The sequence below is a fragment of the Ignavibacteria bacterium genome (assembly GCA_036262055.1).
Classification (GTDB): Bacteria; Bacteroidota; Ignavibacteria; order Tepidaquicellales; family Tepidaquicellaceae; genus DATAJP01.
The window spans coordinates 819,949-845,727 of record DATAJP010000003.1; the positions used below are offsets into that span (position 1 = coordinate 819,949).

Genomic DNA, 25,779 nt, shown 5'->3' on the forward strand with positions numbered 1-25,779 from the left:
TTGAAATGTTTGTTTTGTTACTTAATAAGCACCATTTTCTTGGTCATCACAAAATCCTTACCGCTGCCCTGCGCAATGATTCTGAAGAAGTATGTTCCGCTTGCCATGTTGATTCCGTTAAGCTGAACTGTGTAATAACCCGCTTTCTGCAAATCGTTGTTCACAAGACTTGCGACTTCACGTCCGAGCATGTCATATACTTTCAGATTTACTTTGCTGTCGAACGGAATGTCGTAATTAATTTTCGTTACAGGATTAAACGGATTAGGATAGTTCTGTGATAAAGCAAATTCTTTCGGTACTCCGACTTCAATTTCACTGCTGAGATTAAAATATTGGAAGTGCCCGTTATAATCAGTCTGCTTCAATCTGTAAGCATATTTTCCTGTCTGAAGTCCGTTATCATTGAAAGAATAATTTTTTGGTTCGCTTGAGTTTCCGTGTCCCTGAACATTTCCAATTTTTACAAATGTATTTATTCCCTGTTCATCGATTAATTTTCTTTCAATATCGAAACCGGAATTGTTTATTTCAGTTAAAGTCGTCCAGTTTAATTTAACATTATTTCTCTCAGAAGATGCAGTGAAAGATGCAAGCTCAACAGGAAGCGGAGCTGTAGCGTCGGTTAAAGCAAAGACTGAGAATGAATTCAGACCATAAAGCGTAATGAAATTATTATTTGAATCAAGTTGATACTGTCCTGCCCCTGTACCCGGGATGAGATACGGAGTCCATGTAACTCCTAAGTCGTTGCTTTTTGCTAATCTTATATTGCTTTCAAATTGGATAGTTCCCAAGACTTCATTTATATAATAGAAAGTTATGTCATAAGTATAACCGGCTGCGCCAACATTCGGGTTGATTATTATATAACCGTTTCCATATAAAGTGCTTGGCGGAGGAGTCGGAGGATTTGCTCCCGAATAGTATAATATGTCAATGCTTGTAAGCGTGCCTGCTGATACAACGTTTAAAATACCCAGCGGTTTTCCACCTATTGAAAGGTTATTAGGACCTGGAACTACAGGGAAATTAATGATAGGCGGTGTAACAGAATTTGGAGTAAATTCATCCGAACCGATGTCGGTCGCGCCACCTGCTATGGTTGTGCTTCGTGAGTTACCATCAAAGTCATTATTTACAGATGGAGTTGTCAATTGGCTCGCACTTCCGTTTATATACCAGCAAGGTTCATTTGTATTTACAATATTGAGATTACCGGTCGCCGTATTTACGAAGAATGAGTTTGCGGGTATAAACAAACTGGCGAAACTCATACTGATTAAATCGCAAGTTGCTGATGCTTTCCATGCAGCAAATGTTTGATTCACTCCGGTTCCCCATTCACCCATGGTGGATGGGTCAGTATTAATAAACATGTTAAATTCGCTCGCTTGCACACCCCAGCCGGTTGCAGGTGCTGCGACGTTGTTACCAATTGCATAATTGAATCCCGAGCCGCCTGTTCTCTGGTTATATAGTAAATTATTTCTGAAATAAATCGTGCTTGCTGAATTGCTTCTTAAAAATCCATAAGAATTAGTAGTTGCTGAAACATCATTTGAGCCGGAAATAAACACACTGTTATAAATATATGTTGCATTCCTCGCGGTCGTTGAAGAAGAATCAAAAATTCCAACATTTCTGCATCCGATGGTATTCTGATCAATTGTAACCTGGTTATTTGTAGCAGTCCATTGCCCCAGGAAGAAATGAATACCGAATATATCCCCCGCTGTTGAGCTTGTTGCATTTTTTAGTCCGTATATTCTGTTTCGTGAAACAGTACCGCTTGATGTTGCAAGGGTTGTGATGATGCCCTGAGCAGTAACAGCCGCTGTTGTATGTGTAGCTTCAAGACCGTAGATGGTATTCCCTTCAATCAATTGTGATGTATTTGCAGATGAAGTATAAATACCCAGCACAGATGAAGTTGCATCGGCAGATGTTGATGCATCGGACTTGTTATTAAATATTGTATTATTCGAAACCAGAAGATTGCCTGCTCCTGTATGTGAAATTCCTCTGTTTCCAATACCAGTTCCTGTGCCTGAGCTGTAAAGGTTTTGAATTATATTATTAGAAATGGTTATACCGCCTGCAGCGCCAACAGTGCTTGAAATCCCTATAGTAGTTGAGTTGCCTGCATTTTTTATCTGCTCACCGGCAGTAGGACCTCCGATGTTATTTGATGCATCAACACCGACTTCGACCAGCCCGTTTGTAACGCAGCTAATTCCATTAAATGCAGCTGTACCAGTTGCCTGCATATCAATGTTCTTAATTGTATTGTTATTTATTTTGGTAGCACCGGTTGTACCTACGTTAGTGGAAATTGCCGTATAAGTTGCAGCACCGGTTGTAACAAATGGAGTTCCTCCGCAATTAATTGCCGAGCCGCCAATTTTGTTTGACAAAATAAAGTTTGAATTTGAGTTCACACCCGGAATAAAGTTTATAACAGTGATAGCAGTTGATGGAGGAGTAGTATAATTATTGTAAAAATTATTTCCGGAAATAGTCCATCCGTCTCCATTTCCCGTGGCTGTTACAGATACTCCGCTTGTTGTAAAATTATAAATATTATTATTAGAGATTACATTACCTGAATTTGAATTTGCTGCAGTTCCGCTTGAATAAATTGCAACTGCGTAAGCATTAGGAGAAGCGGCAATGTGTCTTATTTCACAATTCTGAATTGTGTTATTATCGTTTCCGGTTGTTCCTGAAACCGATGTACTGAACTGTATTGCACCTTCGGTTGTCGTTATATTATCCGATTCTATGATACATCCGTCTATGATGTTATTTGTAGCATCATTTATAAAAATGATTCCCGGCTCAGTTGCGGTTGCACCTCCGTTTCTTAGTGTTAAAGATTCAACTCCGTCAGATGTAGGATTGCTTCCGTTGATTCTTATGTAATCAGCTCCGTTGAGAGTAAACAAACCTGTTCCCAAAGCATTATGAACCAGAGCATTAACACCGCTTGCAGGTCTGAAAGTAATGGTATTTGTCGAGCTCATTCCCGGAATTTCAGTAATTACAATTGGGAAAGTCTCAGTAGGATATGCTGCATCTAATAAATTAAACGTTACCGGTCCGCTTACAGCTCCCCCTGTAATTGCAGTAACTGCCGCGGTTATAGTTGTATAATCCCCCGCAAGACCAATTGAATAAGGTCCTGAAAAAGATGTCAGAACGGTATAAGAATTAGGTGAACCCGGAGGCGTTGTGCCGGGAGGATTAATACCTGAACCACCGCCCGGACTTGTTCCTACATTTCCTGCGAGATCCTGTGCTGCTAAATAATATTGAACTATTGTTCCCGGTGCAACTCCACCAATGGAGGCATTATTAATAGTAAATGTATAGTCATTTCCTGAAACAGAAGGGGTTGCATCAAAAACAAATGAAGGGTCAGTGCTTTTCTTATAATATAATCGTGGTCCGTTTGCACCTGTCTGAACACCCGACGGGTCTGTTATTGTAGCAGTTAGCTGCCTGTTAGAAAGAGAGCCTGTGTTCGTTAATGCATCATACACTATTGTTGGTCCGCTGAAATCCGCAGGTTCGCCGCCGAACTCATCAGCACCAACATCAGGTGCAGTTGGAGGAAAACCGGGTTTTTCAGGATAGCCAACATTAGGATATCTTGCATGTCCGTCATAATCTGTTGTAATCGAAAGCGGTGAAGATACTACCGAGCCGCCGCTCTCGCATTGAGTAGGAATGGCGCTATTCAAATGCAAATCATAAGGTGCAACAGCAATATTCAAGAATGGAGGAAGCTCTCTGAAGGATTGTGCATCGCTTGGTGATACTCTTGTGCGGTAATCACCCATAGTCTGGTCTGCGTTTGTGCCGTCATAAAATATCAGATTAGAAGGACCGGGTGTTCCTGCATAAAAATTATTATTGTTTGAAGCAGCTGCATAAGTAGTTAATAAAGTTGAGCTTCTTCTATGTGCGACTGTAAATCCACCTGTAGGTCCGGGAGTAGAATTATTAACAATATTATTGTTTCTAACTTCCACATTAGGTGTAGTAGAAATTGATATGCCTGAACTTCCGAAAGTTGTTGCAGAAGAGCTTACTGCATTCAAATAAATTGAATTATAGAATAAGAATGATGCACCTGCAGAGACAAAAATACCTCTTACAGCTTCCGAATTAGTTGAGGATGGGGCTCTTAAATCGGAAATATAATTATTATAGATATAAGTAAATGGTGCAGAGCCAATCTGATAAATTCCATAAAGCTGACCTCCGGTTGATTCGCTGGATAAATTATAAATTCTATTATTGAAAACAGCATTTCCAATCGTTGTGGATACTGTAATCCCTGATAAAATGCCTGAAGTTCCCACATGAGAAAGAGTATGAATCGTATTTCCGCTAATTGTGGCATTGGCAGCCGTAGATACGGATGTATTATAAATGCCATAGAAAGCAGATGTTCCTGAGCCCGCACGATTTATGTTTGAAATTGTATTATTAGTAATATTTACATTTACGGGATTACTTAATTGATAAATCCCATATATTATACCTGTTCCCGGGAAGTTATGGTTTGAGATATTATTACCCGATATATTAAGAATGAAAGGGTAGTTTGAAGTTGAATAAATAAAGTATGTTGGACCGGTTGTGTGAGTAGGTCTTGTAAAATTTGTAATTGTATTATTATTTACATTAATAGTATTCGTAGTTCCTGAGGTTGTACCTGAATTTAAACCTACTGCAGTTAACTGTGATGTTGGCGAATTACTTGTTAATTCAAAAGAATTACTATTAATATCAATGTTAGCATTCGTTGCTGTTCCGATAAACACGCCATACATTACCGCACCAGTGACGTTTGAATTATTAAAAATATTGTTATTTATTTTCAGATTATTTTGATAGATTGCATATAGACCATAAACAAGAGTTGATGCAGCTCCTCCAAAATTTGTAATTGTATTTGCGCCATCCTGACCGATTTCAATTCCCTGGTCATATAAATCAAAAGGTGTTGTTGCAGCAAAACCACGAATTTGTACAGGGTCGTAAGCACCTGTTATAGTGCTGTTAAAAAATTTTACATTTTCAGTTCTGCCGCCTGTGGTTGTCACAGTTACAGAAGAAGTTCCTGAAATATTGGAAATGTAAAGACCGTTTCCGATAGTAACAATTGTTCCTGTATTATGATACATTGTTATCACACAGTTTTTAATTGTAACATTTTTACAGGCATCGGTTCCTGAAGCTTTTTTCAGGTAATAACCATATTCATATTTTTCTACTAACGTTGCGAAAGTTGAATTTGCATCAAGGTCTATTCCGTCAAATGTTATGTAATCACCCCCATTGATTATAAAAATACCATCGGCATTATTGCCAAACGTTGTAGTAGTTAATGTTCCTACTGCAGAAGGAATGATTTTAGGATTAGTACCCACGCCTGATTTTTGAAAAACTATCGGGTCTGCTAATGTTCCGGTAGCATTTAGGACCGGAGGATTTTCGTTAAATGTTTGTCCTGCAAAAACATTGAACGTAACTCCGCCTGCGCCAACACCTGAACCGTTCAAGGCTGTTATTGCATCAGTAAATGTCTGATAATTATTTCCACCAGTCGGAGTGGTATTATCAATGGTTTTTATTCCTGTTAATTGTGCAAAAGTCGTTGAAAAAGATAATGTGAAGAATAAGAATAAGGAAAGGAGAAAAAGGTAGAGCCTGTTCATTCTATAACCCCTTTTAATTTTAGAAAAGTCTTCAAAGTTATATATAATTAATTGAAAATAAAATGCCCTGTTTTTAAACAGGGCATTCTATTTACTTCTTAAAATGTTAGGATTTCAAAAAATTATTTGATAAGCATCATTTTTTTAGTTTCCGTGAAATCACCCGCTTGAATTTTATAGAAATAAATTCCGCTTGCCAAATCGTCAGCAAAGAAGTTGACATAGTGATTGCCTGCAGTTTTCATTTCATTAACCAATGTTGCAATTTCCCTTCCGAGTTTATCAAAGACTTTTAATGTTACAAACTGATTAGTAGGGACTGCAAAGTTGATAGTTGTGGCAGGATTAAAAGGATTGGGGTAATTTTGTTTTAAGCTGTATTCTGCCGGTATTCCCGGTTCTGTATGAATGCCGGTAACTAATGAAGTAAGCTGGACAACTGAAAAGTTTCCCTGCGAACCTGCGGTACCTGTATAGTTTCCCGTCCAACAAGCACTGAAATCTGTTCCATAACCGGGGATTGCAGTTCCGATTGCATCGGTACTTCTTGATGTGCCTGTAAAACCCGTATGTCTTATTTCAACAAGCAAATGTCCGCCTGTATAATGATATGGTGTATTAAACATTATTTCAGGACCGAAACGATTTGGTATTTCATTGAAAGGGTAAGCATCCGGAGCAACGGTTAAGCCGCCTGAACGAACCTGAGTTTGTGTGCCGACAATGTTTAGAGCAAAAGTCAAGCTTCTGTCTGAAGGAGGCACACTTCCGCTTAGATATATGTCATAACTTGAAAATATGGTTTCTGAAGCAGGCCACGCAGATGTTGAAGAAACCGGAATTCTCCAGGCGATTGCAGTTATATATTGACCAACTATTCCGGTTAACTGATTTGAATTAATTAATAATTGATAAGTTCTCGGAGCATTTGCAAGAGGTCCGAGGAAAGTAGCTGTTCCGGGCAGATTTCCATAAGTGTTGGGAACCACAGTTCCTACTTGATTTGCCTTAATTGATGAAGTTATAACCGCAAAACAAAAAATGAGAGAAAGTATTTTAAAAAGATTTTTCATTTTTATTTTTTATTTATGTTGATATAAAATTATTTTATTAAAACCATTTTCTTGGTCATCACAAAATCCTTACCGCCGCCTTGGGCAATGATTCTGAAGAAGTATGTTCCGCTTGCCATATTAATTCCATTAAGCTGAACAGTATAATAACCTGCCTTCTGCAAGTCATTATGGACAAGGCTTGCAACTTCTCTTCCGAGCATGTCATATACTTTCAGATTTACTTTGCTGTCAAACGGAATGTCGTAATTAATTTTAGTTACAGGATTAAACGGATTCGGGTAATTTTGTGACAAAGAGAATTCCTTCGGAACACCTACTTCAATATCCGAACTAAGTGTGAAGTATTCAAAGTTTCCATTATAATCAGTCTGTTTTAATCTGTATGCATATTTTCCTGTCTGCAGACCGTTATCATTAAAAGAATAATTCTGGGGTTCGTTTGAATTTCCGTGTCCCTGAACATTTCCAATTTTTGTAAATGTATTTAATCCCTGTTCATCAATTAATTTTCTTTCGATGTCGAAACCGGAATTATTCATTTCAGTTAAAGTCGTCCAATTAAGCATTACATTGTTTCTGTTTACCGAAGCAGTGAAAGATGCAAGCTCAACAGGCAGCGGGATTGAACCCTCATCAGCTCCCATATAAGGCTGGTCGGGATTTCTTGTGTCACCATCAATATCAGTAGTAATACCTGATATCGGCGAACCTGTAAGCAATAAATCTCCGTTAGACGAACCCGTCACATGGAGGTTGCCGGATGTTGTATCTGCAAAAAATACCGGCGTTGATACCGAATTTGCATCTCCTGAGGTAACTAATTGCCATGATGCAAATGTTTGCGGAAGCACTCCCCATAATCCGATAGTTGCGGCAATTGGGTTATAAAGGTCATTGTAATTTGAATTCCAGCCCGGACCCGGAGTTGTTGCTTTATTTCCAATCGCATAATTAACGGAAGCTCCACCGATTCTTGTGTTAATAATTATGTTATCTATTAAAGTTGATACTTGATTTTGGGTATTAGTGGTATCAGTTCCTCTTAGGAATCCGAAAGAACCAATATCACCTCCCGCTGTTCCGCCTACATAAATAGTATTATAATAATAGAGGTGAACATTACTTGTTCCTGGACCTAATTGCCATATACCATTGAATTGAGTATTAGTATTTTCGCCAACTCCGATTGTAACAAAATTATTTACGACAACACCATTGCTGAAGTATGAAGTGAAAATTCCGCAAGCCATAGGAAGCTGACCGGCTGTCGTTCCCGTACTTTTATTTTTTATATTAGATACTTTATTATTTGCAACTACAGTGTTCTGTAAATTATACAAAGACATTCCTGCTGCAACGTTTGTGGTTGTCAAAGCTGAAACATTTTCAATAGATATATTATCAATGGTATTTCCTATAACACTCGAACCTACAAACTGACCGCTCGGACCGATGTAAATTCCCCTTGCAGTATGATTTCCAAAAGCTGTTCCTACTGCTGCGCCTGTTGTTGAAAGATTTGTTATAGTATTATTAGAGATAACATATGCGCCGAAAGTGCTTGTTTGAGATATTCCCTGGATTCTTGTTGAAGTTCCGGTTCCTGTTCCTGACATATTGGAAACGACATTATTAGTTATCGTTCCGGTTCCGCCTGCGCATGATATTCCCGAGAAAAGAACATTCCCAGTATTAACCCAAGGTGCACCTCCGGCAAGTGAATCACTGCCTCCCACATAGTTACCTGTAATTATTGTATTAGTGTTAAATTCAGAAGCAACAGAAATTCCTGACACTGTTGCAGTAGAAGGAACGCCCAAAGGATTGTAAATATTATTATCAGTAATAGTCCAGTTTGGTCCGTTGCCGTCATTGGTTGCAACCAAGCTGATTCCCGAACCGGTGAAATTATAAATATGGTTGCTTGTAATGGTGTTGTTGCTGTTTGGCGCTGCTAAACTTCCGTTTGATAAGATACCGTTAGAAATTGTCATACCTGCCGAGTCTGTTCTTCCGCGTAAATTATTTTGACGAACGATATTAAATGAATTTCCATCCGATGCTGTTGATGTGTGGAAAAATATTGCACCGGTTGTGGTTAAAGATGCCTTACTTTCGATATTAAGGAATTGGAAAATATTGTTGGTAGCCCCATTGACGCATCTTAATACAGGACCTATTGTTCCCGAACCTCTTGAGTTTCTTATTGTCCATTCATTAACAGTACCAAGACCGCCCGGTCTTCCATCTAATATATAATAATCACCTCCTTCAAAATTAATAACTGCAAAAGCAAAGTTAGCGCCGGGGTCACCCGAAGTAACTTTTCCTGTTACACCCGAAGCAGGTCTTATGGTAACAGTGAAAGCTCCCCCTCTGAACAAACCTCCGTTATTAAACTCAGGCATGTTTATCGGGACAGTTTCAGTTGTTCCGTCGTAGTCAGCCTGCAATTCAAAAATTACATTACCTGTAACTTCACTATTTGCACTGTTTAAAAGCGTTGCAACAGAAGTTAAATTCGGATAGGTACCGGTTGCTCCTACGGTATAAGTTCCGCTAATCTGTGGAACAACAGTATAAGAATTTGGAGAACCCGGAGGTGTTGTTCCCGGAGGGTTTATTCCCGAACCACCAGCGGGATTTGTTCCGCCATTTCCTGCTGAGTCCTGAGCAGCAACATAATATTGGATTATTGTACCTGTTACTACTCCTCCTAAAGCTGCAGTATTTAAAGTGAAAGTATAATCATCCCCTGCAATTAACGGATTGTTATCGAATATATATGAAGGGTCTGTGCTTTTCTTATAATATAATCTTGGTCCGTTGGCGCCAACCTGAACTCCGGCAGGATCGGTAATTTCTGCCGTTAAAGTTCTATTGCCGGTTGAAGCTGTGTTAGTAAGTTGTGTGTAAAATATCGTAGGCGGAGTTAAATCTGCCGGGATTCCTCCAAACTCATCGGCACCAATGTCAGGCTGAGTAGGCGGATAGCTCGGGTTAAAAGGATAACCAGGGTTTGGATATCTTGGCGTATTATCATAGTCTGCCGTAATTGCTAATGGAGCATCGACAGGTGTCCCAGCACTCTCAAGCTGAGTTGGGGATGCTACATTAATATGCAAATCATAAGGAGCAACCGTAGAGTTTACAAAAGGAGGATTTCCAGTTAGCGAAGCCGATTCTCTAGGGTCGAGGTGTAATTTCAAATCTCCTATTGTTTGAATTGCATTTGTTCCGTCAGAGAAGAGAAGATTACTTGGACCGGGTGTTCCTGCATAAAAGTTATTATTATTCGAGGTTGTGGAATAATTATTGAGATTCGTTGCCGCACTTCTTCTGAATGCAACCGTAAGACCCGTTCCGTTATTAATGGAACTGTTAACAACATTATTATTTCTCATATCAAGCGTACTTGATGTAGCTGTCGCGCTGTAAATATGGAAAATACCGGAAGAACCAAAATTAGCTCCTCCAGCCGAAGCATTAAGAAAAATTGTATTATAATAGACGCCTCTTGTTGCGTTTGTGGTTGCAGTTGTAAGACTAATACCCCGCACGGCATCGGTTGCTGCAGAGTTTGGTGCTTTCAAATCGGAAATATAGTTGTTATAAACATAAACGTTTGTTCCCGAACCGACTGTGATTCCCGAACTATATGGTGATGTAGTAAGAGTTGTTGTTGAAGTTATATCATAAATATTATTTCTATATATATGAGCCAAAAGACCTAACGTAGAATTTATACCATGAATGTCATCATTTCCCGAATTATTATACACAGAATTATTATAAATCATTTTAGTAGCTGTAGCAACTTCGTTACTGTATATACAGAACACATCACCCGTTGCTGCTGTATTTGAGTTTCCATATACTGAGTTATTATAAATATTGGAGAATCCATCTACTCCGGTACTTGAATTATAAAGTAAATAGAGAACCCCCGAAGTTCCGGCTCTGTTATTATTCCTTACAGTATTTCCATACATATTTACATTGAGAGCAGAAGCTGAATTATAAATACCGTACATTGAGCCACTGGTTGCAGTTGCATAAGTAGAATTCTCTACAATGTTGTTATAAATGTTTACCGTATTACTTGTGCCGGTGCTTCCCATGCCATTGTTTATTGCATATATTGTGCTTGTCGTTCCGCCGCCGTGAATTGTTACAGTGTTATTGTAAATATCAACATTAGAGTTTGTACCGGTTGACATAAACATTCCGTATAATGTGGTTGTAGTAACACTTGAACCTGTATTAATAATATTATTGGCTATCTCAGCATTGTTCTGGTAAATGCCATAAATACCATATGCAGTGCTTGAGCTGCCTCCATAATTATTTATATTGTTTGCGCCGTCTACACCGATATCAATATTCTGGTCATAAAAATCGAATGGTGTTAATGCGGCGTATCCTCTCAACTGAACGCCGATATAACATCCTGTAAGAGTATTATTATGGATTTTTATGTTTTCCGAACGACCTCCGACATCGGTTACTACCACTGTTGCGGTTCCCGAAATGTTTGAAATAAAAACTCCCGAACCAATTGTAACAAAAGGTGTAACACCATGATACATTGTTACGGTGCTGTTTCTTATTATTACATTTTTGCAGGCATCTGTTGCTGATGCTTTTTTAGTATAATAACCGTATTCAAATTTTTCGGTAGCATTTGCGACAAATGCAGCATTTCCGTCGAGGTCAATGCCGTCAAACGTTATGTAATCACCTCCGTTAATAATAATAATTCCATCTGCATTAGCTCCTAATGATGTAGTTGTTAAGGTTCCTGCAACACTTGGAACAATTTTTGGATTTGTTCCTACACCTGATTTTTGAAAAACTATCGGGTCTGCTAACGTTCCGGTTGCATTAAGAACTGGAGGATTTTCGTTAAATGTTTGTCCTGCAAAAACATTGAACGTAACTCCGCCTGCACCAACACCTGAACCGTTCAAGGCAGTTATTGCATCGGTAAATGTCTGATAATTATTTCCACCTGTCGGAGTGGTATTATCAATCGTTTTTATTCCCGATAATTGTGCAAATGATGTTGAGAAGGTAAAGACAAAAAAAAGAACCGAGGAAAGGAAGTAAGTGTAAAGCTTAAGCATTGCTAACTCCTTTTTTATTTGGTTAATAAAAAATTATATGCTTCAGGGTATTATTAATTTAAAACTTATCCTAACAAAAACCTAACAGCTTTTTAGCTGTTTTGTAAACTATTATTTTACCAATAACATCTTTTTAGTTTCGGAAAATTTATCAGTCTCAAGTTTGTAAAAATATGTTCCGCTGGTGAGTGCACTTCCATCGAAAGTAACATTATATGTTCCCGCAGTCATTTGTTGATTTAACAGAATTGAAATTTCTTTTCCATTAATATCATATATGGTTAACTTGACAAATCCTGAGTTTGGAATTTTAAATTCAAAGTTAGTCGATGGATTAAAAGGATTCGGATAGTTCTGAGAAAGCTCGTAACCTTCAACAACTTCATTTACAGGTTCGATGTTTGTTAAGTTCAGTATTCCTTTCTTCATAAAGATGTCGGAGATGACCTGTCCGTTTCTTGAACCTGCGGGCTCGAACGTTATTGCAATTTCACCATTGCCTCTTGCCGCAACAGATGAATTTCCTCGCGTGACATAGCTTGAGGTGCTGTCTTCAAAAATCAAAATCGGCTGAACAAAATTTGTTCCGACTCCGTGCACAAGGAAAAATCCGCGCGGCGCAGATGAAATGCTGTTCTGGTAAGTAACATACAGTCTGCCGTTATCATCGGTATCAATCGTGCGCCAATAAGCCGGGTTGCCGATACCTGAGGGTGTAATTGCAACGGGAGATGCGAATGGATTTCCGGTTCCTGCAGTCCTGCGAAGAACATAAAGGACGTGGTCGGTTGCAAAACGATAAACGATGTTTATAACATTATTGTTGTCTATTGTTATGTCGGGATATTCTCCGTTTGCAGAAATACCCGTCGGCATTTCAACAAGGGAGCCGCTTTCATTTGTCCAATAGCGGAGTGCTCCTCCGTTTATATTAACATTCGTAGAATATACAATATGAATTTTATTATTGTTATCAACTGCAACCTCAATGTCATTTTCGCTTCCGGTCATTGCTGCGCTTAAAAAAACTTCAGGACCAAGAACGCGGGTAATATAATTATAGCTTCTGTAGTATGCGTTGTTGTTTCCGGTTACAAAAGTATAATATACAAAATGCACTAAGCTGTCGCCTCTTCCGACTGCCATGAACGGAGTTGCTTTGTTAACACCGCCTGTTGTTATCCATACTGTGTCGTTAAAATTTCCATTCCGGTTGTTTGCGTAAATGAGCTGGAAGTTTGTGGGGTCTCGGCGTTCCCAGCCGATGTGCACAAATCCCTGCGCATCGAATCCCATAGTTGCGTAGTTATCATCAACGTTATTATTCGTAACGCGAGTTGTTACGAAGCTTCCTGAAACATTATTGCGGTAAAATATTTCCCTCGTATTGCTCGGTGTTCCGAGTGTGCGCGAATTGACCATGTGAATTTTTCCGTTTGCATCGAACTTTGTCATTGTGCGGTAATTGTAATACTCGTCTCTTGCAAGAGTATCAATAGGAAAGTTAAGGTATGATTGAGAAAAAACAGGATATGAAAATGAGGAAATAATTGTAATTGTTATTACAATTGACAGAAGAAATCTAAACACGTGACAACCCCTTTACAGATTGATTACTAAAGTAATAAATTAATAAGAATGAATAGGAAAAGAAAGGGTTTTGTCTGGATTCCTGCCTTCGCGGGAATGACAGGTTTTATATTTAGTTATTAATATCACTTCAACTAATAGCATCTCAACATATTATCCTTCTCCCTTCCCCATTGACTTTTAATAAGAACTTTGTGAAGTTACGCAATCACGTCTTATAGCTTTTAGCATCACATTTATTATATTATTAACAACATTTTTTAGTATTATCATTTAGACTTTTAAACTAAAACCATATACATAAATGAAAACATTGAATCGTTTTTGTTTTGTTGTGATTGTTTTAATTGTCTTAACGATTGTAAGCTGTTCGAAGAATACTCAGCAGAATAATTCCGCGTCTGACAATTCGAAAAATAAAACATCAGACGATGCTGTTTCAAGCTCAAATAGCAACAGATTGAATCCTTCAGGTAGATGGTTAACCGACAGCAAAGGTCGGACGGTTATATTGCATGGTTTTAACATGATGAATAAATTTCCTCCTTATACTATATCTTCAACAGGTTTTAATGAAGAAGATGCGAAGATGATTGCAGATGCGGGGTTCAATGCGATGCGTGTGGGAATAATTTACAGCGGAGTTGAGCCGACTCCCGGAGTTTACGATGATAATTACATTAACGACATAGTTAAAACTGTCGAGATGCTGAACAAGTATGGAATTTTATCTTTAGTGGACATGCATCAGGATATATATGGCTCTGTTTTTCATGGAGAAGGTTTTCCTGCATGGGCAACTTTAACAGACGGACTGCCGATTGATTCAAACTATAATTTTCCGAATGCATATTTTGAGTCGCCTGCCATTCAAAGAGCGTTCGATAATTTCTGGAACAACAAACCCGGTCCTGACGGCATTGGTTTGCAAGACCATTACACAGCTGCGTGGGCTCATGTTGCAAAACGTTTTGCAAATGTTGAGGGAGTTATGGGCTATGATTTAATGAACGAACCTTTTCCCGGAAGCAGATGGAAAGAGTGCAGCGCAATCGGCTGCGGTGATTTTGACGAGAAGTTTTTAACGGGACTTTATAATAAATTAATACCTGCAATCCGTAAGAATGATGCATCGACAATAATTTTTTATGAACCGAACGTTTTGTTTGATTTCGGTGTTGCGACAACAGTGCCTGTGATTAATGGCGAAAGATTAGGGTTCAGTTTTCATCCTTATGTCCAGACTCCTCGCGGACTTGGCATGGCGCAGCAGCATTCAATTGCAACCGGCACTGCCCTGCTTGCTTCGGAATGGGGTGCAACTACGGATACATCTGCAATTCTTGCGGGAGTAAACGACATGGACGTTGCAATGATGTCGTGGTTATACTGGGCATGGGCAAATAAAACTCCGTTCAATATTCCCGGCGGTGTCGGCGGACTTCCCGGAGGAAGTGAAAATCAGGGAATTGTTTTAGATTTAACAAAACCGCGAACATCGGGCAATGTTCATATGGATAGATTAAATGCGTTAACGAGAGTTTATCCAAGGGCTATTACGGGAATACCTGTAAGTTTTTCTTTTAATCACACAAGTAAAGTTTTTGAAATGGTTTATAAACCGTCAAATGCTCAGGGCGAGACTGAAATTTTCTGTCCGAAGATTTTTTATCCGAATGGTTATACCGTCACCGTCAAAGGTGCAACGGTTGCTTCCGGGCAGAATGATATAATATTAAAATTAAAAAATGATTCCGGTGCTGATGTTGTTGAGGTGGAGGTGAAGCCATAGGATTTATTGACAAGATATTTCTATGTTTGGAATCCTAATTTGAAAGCGAAGATTTTGAATCTTGAGAAGCGGTTTTGATTTTTTTTATGGATTCATTTAATGAATCCCATTGCTTAAGCCGTGCATTTTTAATTCGTTCGCTATCTTCTCCGGGCGTTTTATAATTTCTTCTGACAAATTTAACTATACGCTTTATTGCAATATATAAACCCATTGCAATGAAGCACGCGGTTAATACGAACACAAAAATTGTTCCGATTAATTCCATCATGCTATAATATAAAAAGCATAACTAAATACTTTTACCTAACTGTTAATTAATTATAATTATTCAAAATTTAAATATAGAGCAATTTAGGATAGAAAAATTTTGAATAAGAATTGATTTTTGATATCTTTTTGAAGTTAAATAAAATGTTTTTAAACAAACCCTAAAAAAAATAAATTAAAAGAGTTGTAAAACTAATATTCATACAAAGTTTAGTATGCAAAAAATACCAAAAAATTAAAATATTTCGTTCTCTAACTTCCTTTTAAGATTTGTATTTAAATTAAATAAATAAAGTATTATTTTAAGTGAATGTATGACGCGTGATTGGCGGAACTGGCAGACGCACTAGACTTAGGATCTAGCGCCGCAAGGCGTGGGGGTTCGACTCCCTCATCACGCACGATTTTAAATGGCGAAGTGGTGAAATGATGAAGTTGTGAATGAAAAATGTGCAATTAAAAATTAGTAATGAATAATTAATAATCCCATAGGGATAAATGAGTAATTTTAAATAATTAGAATAATTTTTGAATAATCTGAATAAAATTTATAGTTTATTCATTCCTCAAATAAGTTCTTCATTAAGATTTTCAATTCTGTTTATTAATTTCACAAATTCGCAAATTCACGACTTCGCATTTAAATTTTCGCCACATCACAACTTCACAACTTAAAACTTATGGCAAAAAATCTAACACCGAGAAATTCCCAGCCCAAATGTTCTTTCTGCGGAAGAACAGCGGATAAAGTTACGAACATGATTAAAGGTCCTGCCAATACTTTCGGCGATGACGTTTACATATGTGAAATCTGCGTAGGTGCAGCGATGCAAATCATAAAGCAGAACTCGATTTCCGCAAAGAGCAAGAACGTGAACAAGCTGCGCACTAATATGGTGCCGCAGACAATTAAGAAATTTTTAGATGAATATGTAATAGGTCAGGACAGGGCAAAGAAAAATTTATCGGTTGCAGTTTATAATCATTACAAAAGAATTGATTCACAGGTTTATAATTACATAGATGATGTTGAAATTGACAAGAGTAATATTTTATTAATAGGTCCGACAGGAACCGGTAAAACTTATCTTGCGCAGACTCTTGCAAAGATGCTTAATGTTCCGTTTGCAATTGCAGATGCAACAACTTTGACTGAAGCAGGTTATGTAGGTGATGACGTTGAATCCATACTTGTTCATTTATTGCAGAATGCTGACTTTGACTTAAATAAAGCTGAACGCGGAATAATTTATCTTGATGAAATCGACAAGATTGCGCGCAAAGGCGACAGCGCATCGATTACCAGAGACGTATCGGGTGAAGGTGTTCAACAGGCATTGTTAAAACTTCTCGAAGGCACAGTCGCAGGTGTTCCACCGCGTGGAGGCAGAAAACATCCTGAACAGCCGCTTATTAATATCAACACAAAAAATATTTTATTCATCTGCGGCGGTGCATTTGACGGTCTCGAAAAAATTATTGAAAGCAGAACAGATGCTTCTTCTATGGGATTCGGCGCTGAAGTCAAATCAAAACGCGACGCAAAACGCGACAATATAATGCAAAGAGTTGAACCCGATGATTTGGTTAAGTTCGGATTGATTCCCGAGCTTGTCGGAAGACTGCCGGTGATGGCAACACTTGATTCACTCGATAAAAAAGCATTGCTTTCGATTTTGCAGGAACCAAAAAATGCAATCGTAAAGCAATATCAGAAACTCATGAGAATGGAAGGCGTTGATTTGGAATTCACCGAGCCTGCTCTTGCAGAGATTGCAGAGATTGCAATGAAACGAGGCACGGGAGCAAGAGCTCTGCGTTCGATACTCGAAGAAATCATGCTCGATATAATGTATGAGATACCTTCAAAGGAAAATGTTTCAAGATGTATCGTTGATGAAGAAGTAATTCAAGGAAAGAAAAAAGCAGTTTATCTGAATGAAGGGAAGAAGAACTTCGCATAAAAAGCAAAAGGCAAAAGTAAAAAAGCAAAAATAAATTGGACGAACCAAAATTCCTTAAGTTAAATCACAAAAATTTAAAAGCATGGGAATTAGGTGTTAGTCTCGTCAAAGAAATTTACAATGCTACTTCAAATTTTCCTAAAACTGAGACTTTTGGATTAACAAACCAGATAAGACGCGCAAGTGTCTCAATTGTTTCAAATATTTCAGAAGGAGCTTCTCGAAGTTCTTTAATCGAAAGAAAGAGGTTTTATCAAATCGCGAGGTCGTCATTAGTTGAACTGGACACTCAACTCGAAATTTCATTTAAATTAAATTTTTTAAGTAAAGATAATTGTGATAAAATTTATGAATATCTTAATCAAGTATTTGCTCTGCTAACTAAAATGTTACAATCAACTAAATAATTTTTTGCCTTTTTACTTTTGCTTTTTGACTAAATAATTAATGATACTGAAATCCACCATAAAAAAAGACAATCAGTTTAATGCTCGGGAAGATTACCAAAAAAATCTTCTTCGCAAAATAAATTCCACCGGTGATAAGATTAAGCTTGGAGGCGGTGAGAAAGCCATTCAAAAACTTCACGAAAAGAAAAAACTACACTGCCGTGAGAGAATTAATTTATTAATAGATAAAGATTCGTATTTTCAGGAAATAGGTTTATTCACAGGATACGGAATGTATGAAGAATACGGCGGCGCTCCGTCATCGGGAACGGTATTTGGTATCGGAAAAGTATCGGGGCGTGACTGCGTTATCGTTGCTAATGATGCGACAGTGAAAGCAGGAGCATGGTTCCCTATCACGGGAAAGAAAAATCTTCGCGCACAGGAAATCGCGATGGAGAATCATCTGCCGATAATTTATCTTGTTGACTCTGCTGGAGTTTTTCTTCCAATGCAGGATGAGATTTTTCCTGACAAAGAACACTTCGGAAGAATTTTCAGAAATAATGCTGTGATGAGCTCGATTGGCATTCCGCAGATTGCAGCAATTATGGGACCATGTGTAGCGGGCGGCGCTTACCTCCCTATTATGAGTGATGAAGCATTAATCGTTGATAAAACCGGAAGCATATTTCTTGCAGGCTCGCATTTGGTTAAAGCAGCGATTGGTGAAAGCATTGATAATGAATCTTTAGGCGGAGCAACTGTTACAACTGAAATTTCAGGAATAACAGATGAAAAAATGCCCGATGATGAAACATGCATAGAAAAAATCAGAAGTCTTGTAAGCAAGTTCGGCGACTTCCCTGTTGCAGGATTTGACAGAGTAGAAAGTGTTAAACCAAAATATCCGGTTAATGAAATTTATGGTTGCTTAGGTGATGACCCTGCAAAGCCGTATGATATGTATGAAGTCATTGCAAGAATTATTGATAACAGCGATTTTGATGAATACAAGCCGGAGTATGGAAAAACGATAATCACGGGTTATGCAAGAATCAACGGATGGGCGGTTGGTATTGTTGCCAATCAGCGCAGCATAGTTAAATCAAAAAAAGGCGAGATGCAGTTCGGCGGAGTTATTTATTCCGACAGCGCCGACAAAGGTGCGAGATTTATAATGAACTGCAATCAACGGCGAATACCGATTTTATTTTTGCAGGACGTAACAGGGTTTATGGTTGGCTCACGCTCTGAGCAAGGCGGAATTATTAAAGACGGTGCGAAGATGGTTAATGCTGTCGCAAACTCTACTGTTCCGAAAATTACAATTATTGTAGGCAACAGTTACGGCGCGGGAAATTACGCAATGTGCGGAAAAGCTTATGACCCAAGATTTATTTTTGCGTATCCAAATGCGCAGATTGCCGTTATGGGGGGCTCACAGGCAAGCAATGTACTTCTGGATATAAAACTCGGTCAATTGAAAAAAGAAGGCAAGGAAATTACCGAGAAAGAAAAAAAGGAGTTTCTCGAAGAAATCAAAAAAAGATATGACGAGCAAACTCATGTTCTTTATGCTGCAAGCAGATTATGGATTGATGGAATAATTGACCCTGCCCAAACACGGGAGGTTGTTTCTTATTGCATTGAGCTTTCAAATCATAATCCAGACATTCCTAAGTTCAATCCCGGTGTAATACAAACCTGAATACTTACTTTTCGATTATTATTTGCTTAGTGAATTTTGTTCTAATTTATTAATTTGTGAAAATTAACCAATAAAATATGACGCTCTTCTTTTTTGTTTTAGGTATGGTTTTTGCAGCAATACATATCTTCAGGAAACCTGCAAATGTTCAAGAGAAGCATAAAAAACTGGAAATCATTCTGATGTATTATATCGTATTTACCATTGGTATCACCGGTTTGTTTGCTGCATATGCGCATATTTTTATGGCAAATGAAGTTGCTCAGTCAATCGGATGGCCAACGGGTAGTCCTTTTCAGACAGAAGTTGCTTTTGCCAATCTTGCGTTCGGAGTTTTAGGAGTTTTATGCATATGGATTAGAGAAAAATTCTGGTTAGCAACAATCATCGGCAGTGGGGTATTTTTGTTTGCAGATGGAATCGGGCACGTAGTTCAAATTGTAAACAATCACGATTATGCCCCGAACAATGCGGGCATAATTTTATATACCGACTTAATATTTCCCATCCTTGGATTGATATTATATTTCTTTTATGACCTTCAACTAAAGAAAGCTCAACGACAAACTAACTAATTTGAAAGAAAAAAAAGCTGACACCTTAACCCAGGCAAATTCACTTTTAGAACAAGCTCAGACTGCTTTAAAGAACGAACATTTCAATGATTCTCTTGAGCTCCTCGACAAGGCTCATGCATTATATAAAAAGGCAGATGATGATGAAGGCATAGCAAATTGTCTTGGTGACATCGGAATGATAAACTCACGCCTCGGCAACTTCAAAGTCGCTCTCGATAGTCTTCTCAAATGTGTTGAGATTCGTGAAAGATTAAATAATGAGATTCAGACAAGCAGAACATATAATCAGCTTGCAAATTGCTTTGTCAATCTCGGCGAGACCGACGAAGCAATTAAATACTACCAGCAATCCTTAACCATAAATGAGAAAATAAATTATACGAAGGGCATAAGCACAAACAGCTTAAATCTTGGTAATTTATATAAAGACATCGGAAAGTTCGACGATGCAACGAAATTATTTTATAAAGCTCTCGAGATTGACTTAAAAAATAATGACAAGGAAGGTCTTGCGCTTTCTTACAGCAGTATCGGGAATCTAAATGCGCATACAGGTGATTTATACTCAGCTCTGGATTTTTATTTTAAAGCATTAAACGTTCAGGAAGAACTTAACCGCAACCAGTCAAGAGCGATTACTCTCAATAACATTGGAAACGTTTACAAAAACCTTGAGGAATATGACCTTGCACTCGAGAATTATAAGAAAGCATATGACATTCTCAATTCTCTCGGAATAAAAAGATGGCTTTCGCAGATTCTTAACAATATGGGTGTGATTCACTCACTTAAAAAAGATTTTAATCAGGCATTTCTTTATCAGGAAAAATCACTTGCACTTGCAAAAGAAATCGGCGATAAGAACGCATCCGGCTATGCACTTACAAAAATCGCTGAGGTTGTATCGGAGCTGAAGCATGAAAACCCCGATAAATATTTTGATGAAGCAATTGCAATAAATAGTGAACTGAAAAATCAGACAGGGCTTGCAAATGTTTATCTAAACATGGGAGTATATTATTTCAGAATTAAAAATTACAAAAAAGCCGAAGAGTACTTTATTTTATCACTTAAAATTTCAAAAGAAAATAAGCTTAACACGGTTTTAATTGATATTTATAAATATATGTCCGAATTAAGCTCGATAAAAAAAGATTTTGAGAATGCTTATGTGTATCATGAGAAATATTCGCAGATAAAAGATGCGCTATTCAAGGACGAGTACAATAAGAGAATTTCCGACATGAAGATTAAATATGAAAAAGAAAAACAGGAAAAACTTTTATATAATGAAATCGAAGAACAAAAAAATAAGCTCGAAATTTTTTATAATGAGCTTAAGATAAAAAATGAAATTCTTCTTGAAAATGAAAAGATGCTTAAGGAGTCCAAAGAAAAAGCTGAGGAAATGAGCAAGCTCAAATCTAATTTTCTTGCGAATATGAGTCACGAGTTAAGGACACCTATGAACGGAATTTTGGGATTATCGGTAATTTTGAAAGAGCTTTCAGGAAAAAACACTGAAGAATATGAGCTTTCAGAGACTATAAACGAAAGTGCTGAAAGATTAATGAACTCGATTAATCAGCTTCTTGAATTTTCAGAGCTTGAGAACAGTGATTACAATCTGAAATATGCAAAGTTCAATCTGATGGATTTGATTTATGAACTGATGACAACGTTCAAGAAAAAAGCCGAGAAGAAAAAAATCAGCTTGAACCTGATAACATCGAAACCTCTTATCATAGTCAACCTTGATAAATATGCCTTAAGAAAAATACTTGTCAACATAATAGATAATGCAATTAAGTTCACAAGCTCAAAAGGAAAGGTTGATATTATTCTTTATCAGGATGAAAATTTTTTGATTATAAAAGTTTCCGATACGGGAATCGGCATTGCTCCTGACCAGATGGAATTTATTTTTGATTCTTTCAGACAAGGAAGCGAGGGCTTAGTCAGAAAATATGAGGGTTCGGGACTCGGTCTTTCCATTACAAAAAGATTGGTTGAATCTATGAAAGGTAAAATCGAAGTTGAGAGCAAAGAAGGAAAAGGCGCAACGTTTATTATAAAGTTTAAAAAAGTTTTTTAATCCACGAAATTATTTCGTTACGAATTTCAATCCTGCAATTCCCGCTACTATCAGAAGTATAAAAACAATCCGCAAAACATCCTTTGATTCGTTGAATAAAAACATTCCAAGTATTGCCGTGCCGATTGCTCCGATGCCTGTCCATACTGCATAAGCCGTTCCCACAGGCAATGATTTTAATGAGTACGCAAGGAGGAGCATACTAATTGCAAGCGTGATAATGGTAAAAATGCTCCATCCGAGTTTTGTGAAACCTTCGGAATATTTCAATCCGATTGCCCAACAGACTTCAAAAAGTCCCGCGATGATGAGTATAAGCCATTGGATGTTCATCTCGAATATTTAATCTTTGTAAATAATTATTTAGTACGACAGGCATTCTTGCCTGTCGGGACAGACAGGAATGTCTGTCCTACCAACTAAAACTACAATTCCCTCTTTAGTGCCTCTCGTTCGATTTCAAGCTGTTTAATTTTTCGTTCAATGGTATCGAGTTCTTCAGGCATTGAATCTATTTCAATTCGAAGCTTTGAAGCAGCTTCATCGACTAAATCGATTGCTTTATCCGGCAAAAATCTATCGGCAATGTATCTGTCGGATAGTTGCGCGGCGGCAACAATTGCGCCGTCAGTTATTCTAACACCGTGATGAACTTCATATTTTTCTTTTAAACCGCGAAGAATCGTTATTGTGTCCTCAACATCGGGTTGTGCTACAAATACCGGCTGGAATCTTCTTTCAAGCGCAGGGTCTTTCTCTATGTATTTTCTATATTCATCAAGAGTCGTTGCCCCGATACAGCGCAAGTCCCCTCTTGCAAGTTCAGGCTTAAGCATGTTAGATGCATCCATTGAGCCTTCCGATGCGCCTGCGCCGACTACAGTATGAAGCTCATCAATGAACAAAATTATTTTTCCTTCGGATTCTTTCACTTCCTTGAGAACAGCTTTAAGTCGCTCTTCAAACTGCCCTCGATATTGAGCGCCTGCTATGAGCGCAGCCATATCCAAAGCAATAATTTGTCTGTCACGCAAATTTTCAGGAATGTCCCCCTGAATTATCCTGTGAGCAATGCCCTCTGCGATTGCAGTCTTGCCGACACCCGGCTCGCCGATGAGAACAGGATTGTTTTTAGTCCTGCGTGAAAGCACCTGAAGCACTCTGCGGATTTCTTCATCGCGTCCGATTACAGGGTCAAGCTTTCCTTTTGCAGCAAGCTCGTTTAAGTTGCGTCCGTATTTTTGAAGCGCCTGAAAAGTTTCTTCAGGATTTTGTCCCGTTACTCTTCCGGAACCGCGAACATCTTTTAAAACTTTTAGTATATTATTTTTATTTGCACCTTCGGTTCGAAGCAGTTCCCCTATTTTACTTCTTTTATTTTCAGCAATGCCTAATAATAAATGTTCAATGGAAACATATTCATCTTTCATTGCAGATGCTTCCTTAGAAGCTGCATCGAGAACATCAGAGGTATCTCTTGAAATTGTTGCGCTGCCTGCGCTTGCACCTGAAACTTTAGGGAATGCACGGATAAATTCCTCATTACGTGAAGCCATTAAATCTTTATTTACTCCAAGCTTCATCAAGATTGAGGAAGTTATTCCTGCAGGGTCTTTAATTAATGCTGCAAATAAATGTTCGGGTTCGATTTGCTGATTTGAATTGTCAGCAGCAATCTGCTGAGCTTCCTGAAGGGCTTCCTGAGATTTTAGCGTGAGTTTATTGAAATTAAATGCCATATTTATTGTCGAATTAATGTATTTATGTAAATATAATTAACTGTAAGATTTATGTATATATACATATTTTAACAGTATGTTCGATGCTACAGTTGTAATTTCGGTATATAATAAGGTTCGTGAGCTCGAACTTGTTCTTTCAGGACTTAAAATTCAGACCGTTAAAAATTTTGAAATAATAATTGCTGACGACGGCTCAGCTGACGAAATGAAAAAGTTTATTAGTGGCTACAACAGTAGTTCAAGTTTATCCATTAATCACGTCTGGCAAGAGGATGACGGATTTCGCAAGAACAAAATTTTAAATGAATCAATCAGGCAGGCGAAAGCGCATTATATGATTTTTATTGACGGCGATTGCATTCCGCATAGTGATTTTGTGAACTCGCATCTACAAAATAAAGAAAAAGATGCAGTGCTTGGAGGAAGAAGAGTATATCTTGGTGAAAGAGTTTCGGAAAGCTTAACTCCCGAACTCATTGAAAAAAAATATCTCGAGAGAAAAAATATCACGGTGTATATAGATAATTTTCTGAAAAAGAAAACGAGTACTTATGCACTTGAAGAAGGATTGCTGATAAAAAATAAAATGGTGAGAGATACGATTTTGAGAAAGGACATTCATTTGCTTGGCTCAAATTTTTCTTTACATAGAGATGCCTTGATTAAGATAAACGGCTTTGATGAAAATTATATAGGTCCGGGGATTGGCGAAGACACTGATATTGAATTCAGATTGCGCAAAGCCGGATATAAAATGAAATCAGTCCGCAATCTTGCAATTCAATATCATTTATATCATCCTAAGACAAAAGAAGAGCATAAAAATTTGAAATACTTTAATGAAGAAGTAAAACAAAGAGATGATTTTATGTGCCAAAATGGATTAACTAAAACCGCTTAATGAAACTATCAGTTATAATACTCACATACAACAGCGGTGAATATCTCGAGCGGTGTTTAAACAGCGTAAAGTGGGCAGATGAAATTATTGTAATAGATTCATTCAGTAAAGATAATACTCTTGAGCTTCTCAACAAGTTTGATGTTAAGCTTGAGCAAAAAGAATATTTAGGTTACAGCAGACAGCTTGAATATGGAATCAGGAAAGCTTCTAACGAGTGGATTTTAGTTTTGGATCACGATGAAGAGCTCAGTCCTGAATTAATCTCAGAAATACAAAATTTGGATGCAAACTCTCTAAGTAATTACTGCGGTTTTGAAATTAACAGGCAGGTATATTTTCTCGGGAAATGGATATCTCATGGCGGGTGGTATCCCGATTATCAATTCAGGTTATTCAATAAAAGAAAAATTAAGTTCAATCATCTTGAAGTGCATGGTTCGGTTCGTCCAAATGGTACGGCAGGAAAGCTTCAAAACAAGATTTATCATTACACATATTCAAATTTATTTGCATATCTTGAAAGAATAAATAGCTATACATCATTGCACGTTTCCGAAAGGATAGATAAAAACAAAAAATTTAAATGGTATAAGTTAATTTTAAATCCTCTATCAACTTTTTTGAGAATGTTTATCGGGCAAAAAGGTTATAAGGATAAAATGCAGGGATTTATTCTTGCATTATATTCTGCCATTTATAATTTAGTTTTGTATTCAAAACTTTGGGAATATCAGTATTCAGCTGCAAATAAACTGGAGCTTCCACCGATTACCGTTTCCGATTTTCAAAAGCAAAAAAGCCGGGTCTGAT

General features: G+C 37.7%; 15 protein-coding genes and 1 tRNA gene. 9 read left to right on the plus strand and 7 right to left on the minus strand.

The genetic code is table 11. The features are described 5' to 3' along the window. Window positions 1-17: 17 nt before the first annotated feature. The 4 genes from VHP32_10685 to VHP32_10700 all read right to left on the minus strand — a co-directional run bounded on the left by VHP32_10685 (window position 18) and on the right by VHP32_10700 (window position 13,524). The gene (locus VHP32_10685; protein HEX2788361.1) at window positions 18-5,732 is read right to left on the minus strand and encodes a T9SS type A sorting domain-containing protein; all 5,715 of its coding nucleotides are present in this window, start codon (window positions 5,730-5,732) and stop codon (window positions 18-20) included. 122 nt (window positions 5,733-5,854) lie between these two features. Next, a complete protein-coding gene (locus VHP32_10690) occupies window positions 5,855-6,805 on the minus strand; it encodes a T9SS type A sorting domain-containing protein (GenBank protein ID HEX2788362.1) in 951 nt (316 codons plus the stop codon). 29 nt (window positions 6,806-6,834) lie between these two features. After that, window positions 6,835-11,934: a T9SS type A sorting domain-containing protein gene (locus VHP32_10695; GenBank protein ID HEX2788363.1), complete on the minus strand. Its 5,100-nt coding sequence runs from the start codon at window positions 11,932-11,934 to the stop codon at window positions 6,835-6,837. Window positions 11,935-12,045: 111 nt separating this feature from the next. Further along, a complete protein-coding gene (locus VHP32_10700) occupies window positions 12,046-13,524 on the minus strand; it encodes a T9SS type A sorting domain-containing protein (GenBank protein ID HEX2788364.1) in 1,479 nt (492 codons plus the stop codon). A gap of 304 nt (window positions 13,525-13,828) precedes the next feature. Here VHP32_10700 and VHP32_10705 point away from each other — a divergent pair, with 304 nt between their 5' ends. Then, entirely contained in the window at window positions 13,829-15,316 is a 1,488-nt protein-coding gene (locus VHP32_10705) for a cellulase family glycosylhydrolase (GenBank protein ID HEX2788365.1), read from the plus strand. Between the two features lie 34 nt (window positions 15,317-15,350). Here the strand turns inward: VHP32_10705 and VHP32_10710 are convergent, their stop codons facing one another. After that, window positions 15,351-15,587 (minus strand): hypothetical protein, encoded by a 237-nt coding sequence (locus tag VHP32_10710; protein ID HEX2788366.1) that lies wholly within the window; start codon window positions 15,585-15,587, stop codon window positions 15,351-15,353. Between the two features lie 318 nt (window positions 15,588-15,905). Between VHP32_10710 and VHP32_10715 the strand changes: the two genes are divergently transcribed. The 6 genes from VHP32_10715 (at window position 15,906) to VHP32_10740 (ending at window position 22,323) form a co-directional block, all read left to right on the plus strand. Next, a tRNA-Leu gene (locus tag VHP32_10715) sits at window positions 15,906-15,987 on the plus strand. Between the two features lie 279 nt (window positions 15,988-16,266). Further along, window positions 16,267-17,550: an ATP-dependent Clp protease ATP-binding subunit ClpX gene (gene clpX / locus VHP32_10720; protein ID HEX2788367.1), complete on the plus strand. Its 1,284-nt coding sequence runs from the start codon at window positions 16,267-16,269 to the stop codon at window positions 17,548-17,550. Between the two features lie 35 nt (window positions 17,551-17,585). Further along, window positions 17,586-17,957 (plus strand): four helix bundle protein, encoded by a 372-nt coding sequence (locus VHP32_10725; protein ID HEX2788368.1) that lies wholly within the window; start codon window positions 17,586-17,588, stop codon window positions 17,955-17,957. A gap of 40 nt (window positions 17,958-17,997) precedes the next feature. Further along, the gene (locus tag VHP32_10730) at window positions 17,998-19,650 is read left to right on the plus strand and encodes an acyl-CoA carboxylase subunit beta (GenBank protein ID HEX2788369.1); all 1,653 of its coding nucleotides are present in this window, start codon (window positions 17,998-18,000) and stop codon (window positions 19,648-19,650) included. Window positions 19,651-19,727: 77 nt separating this feature from the next. Next, window positions 19,728-20,225 (plus strand): DUF6790 family protein, encoded by a 498-nt coding sequence (locus VHP32_10735; protein ID HEX2788370.1) that lies wholly within the window; start codon window positions 19,728-19,730, stop codon window positions 20,223-20,225. Window position 20,226: 1 nt separating this feature from the next. Continuing rightward, the gene (locus tag VHP32_10740) at window positions 20,227-22,323 is read left to right on the plus strand and encodes a tetratricopeptide repeat protein (GenBank protein HEX2788371.1); all 2,097 of its coding nucleotides are present in this window, start codon (window positions 20,227-20,229) and stop codon (window positions 22,321-22,323) included. A 9-nt stretch (window positions 22,324-22,332) separates the two neighbouring features. Here the strand turns inward: VHP32_10740 and sugE are convergent, their stop codons facing one another. Beyond that, complete coding sequence (gene sugE, locus VHP32_10745; protein HEX2788372.1) at window positions 22,333-22,650, minus strand: quaternary ammonium compound efflux SMR transporter SugE; 318 nt, start codon at window positions 22,648-22,650, stop codon at window positions 22,333-22,335. 98 nt (window positions 22,651-22,748) lie between these two features. Next, complete coding sequence (locus VHP32_10750; protein HEX2788373.1) at window positions 22,749-24,062, minus strand: Clp protease N-terminal domain-containing protein; 1,314 nt, start codon at window positions 24,060-24,062, stop codon at window positions 22,749-22,751. Between the two features lie 76 nt (window positions 24,063-24,138). Here VHP32_10750 and VHP32_10755 point away from each other — a divergent pair, with 76 nt between their 5' ends. Together VHP32_10755 and VHP32_10760 are read left to right on the plus strand one after the other, a co-directional pair. Beyond that, entirely contained in the window at window positions 24,139-24,966 is an 828-nt protein-coding gene (locus VHP32_10755; protein HEX2788374.1) for a glycosyltransferase, read from the plus strand. Next, the gene (locus VHP32_10760) at window positions 24,966-25,778 is read left to right on the plus strand and encodes a glycosyltransferase family 2 protein (protein HEX2788375.1); all 813 of its coding nucleotides are present in this window, start codon (window positions 24,966-24,968) and stop codon (window positions 25,776-25,778) included. The genes VHP32_10755 and VHP32_10760 overlap by 1 nt, the downstream gene beginning before the upstream one ends. Window position 25,779: the final 1 nt, after the last annotated feature.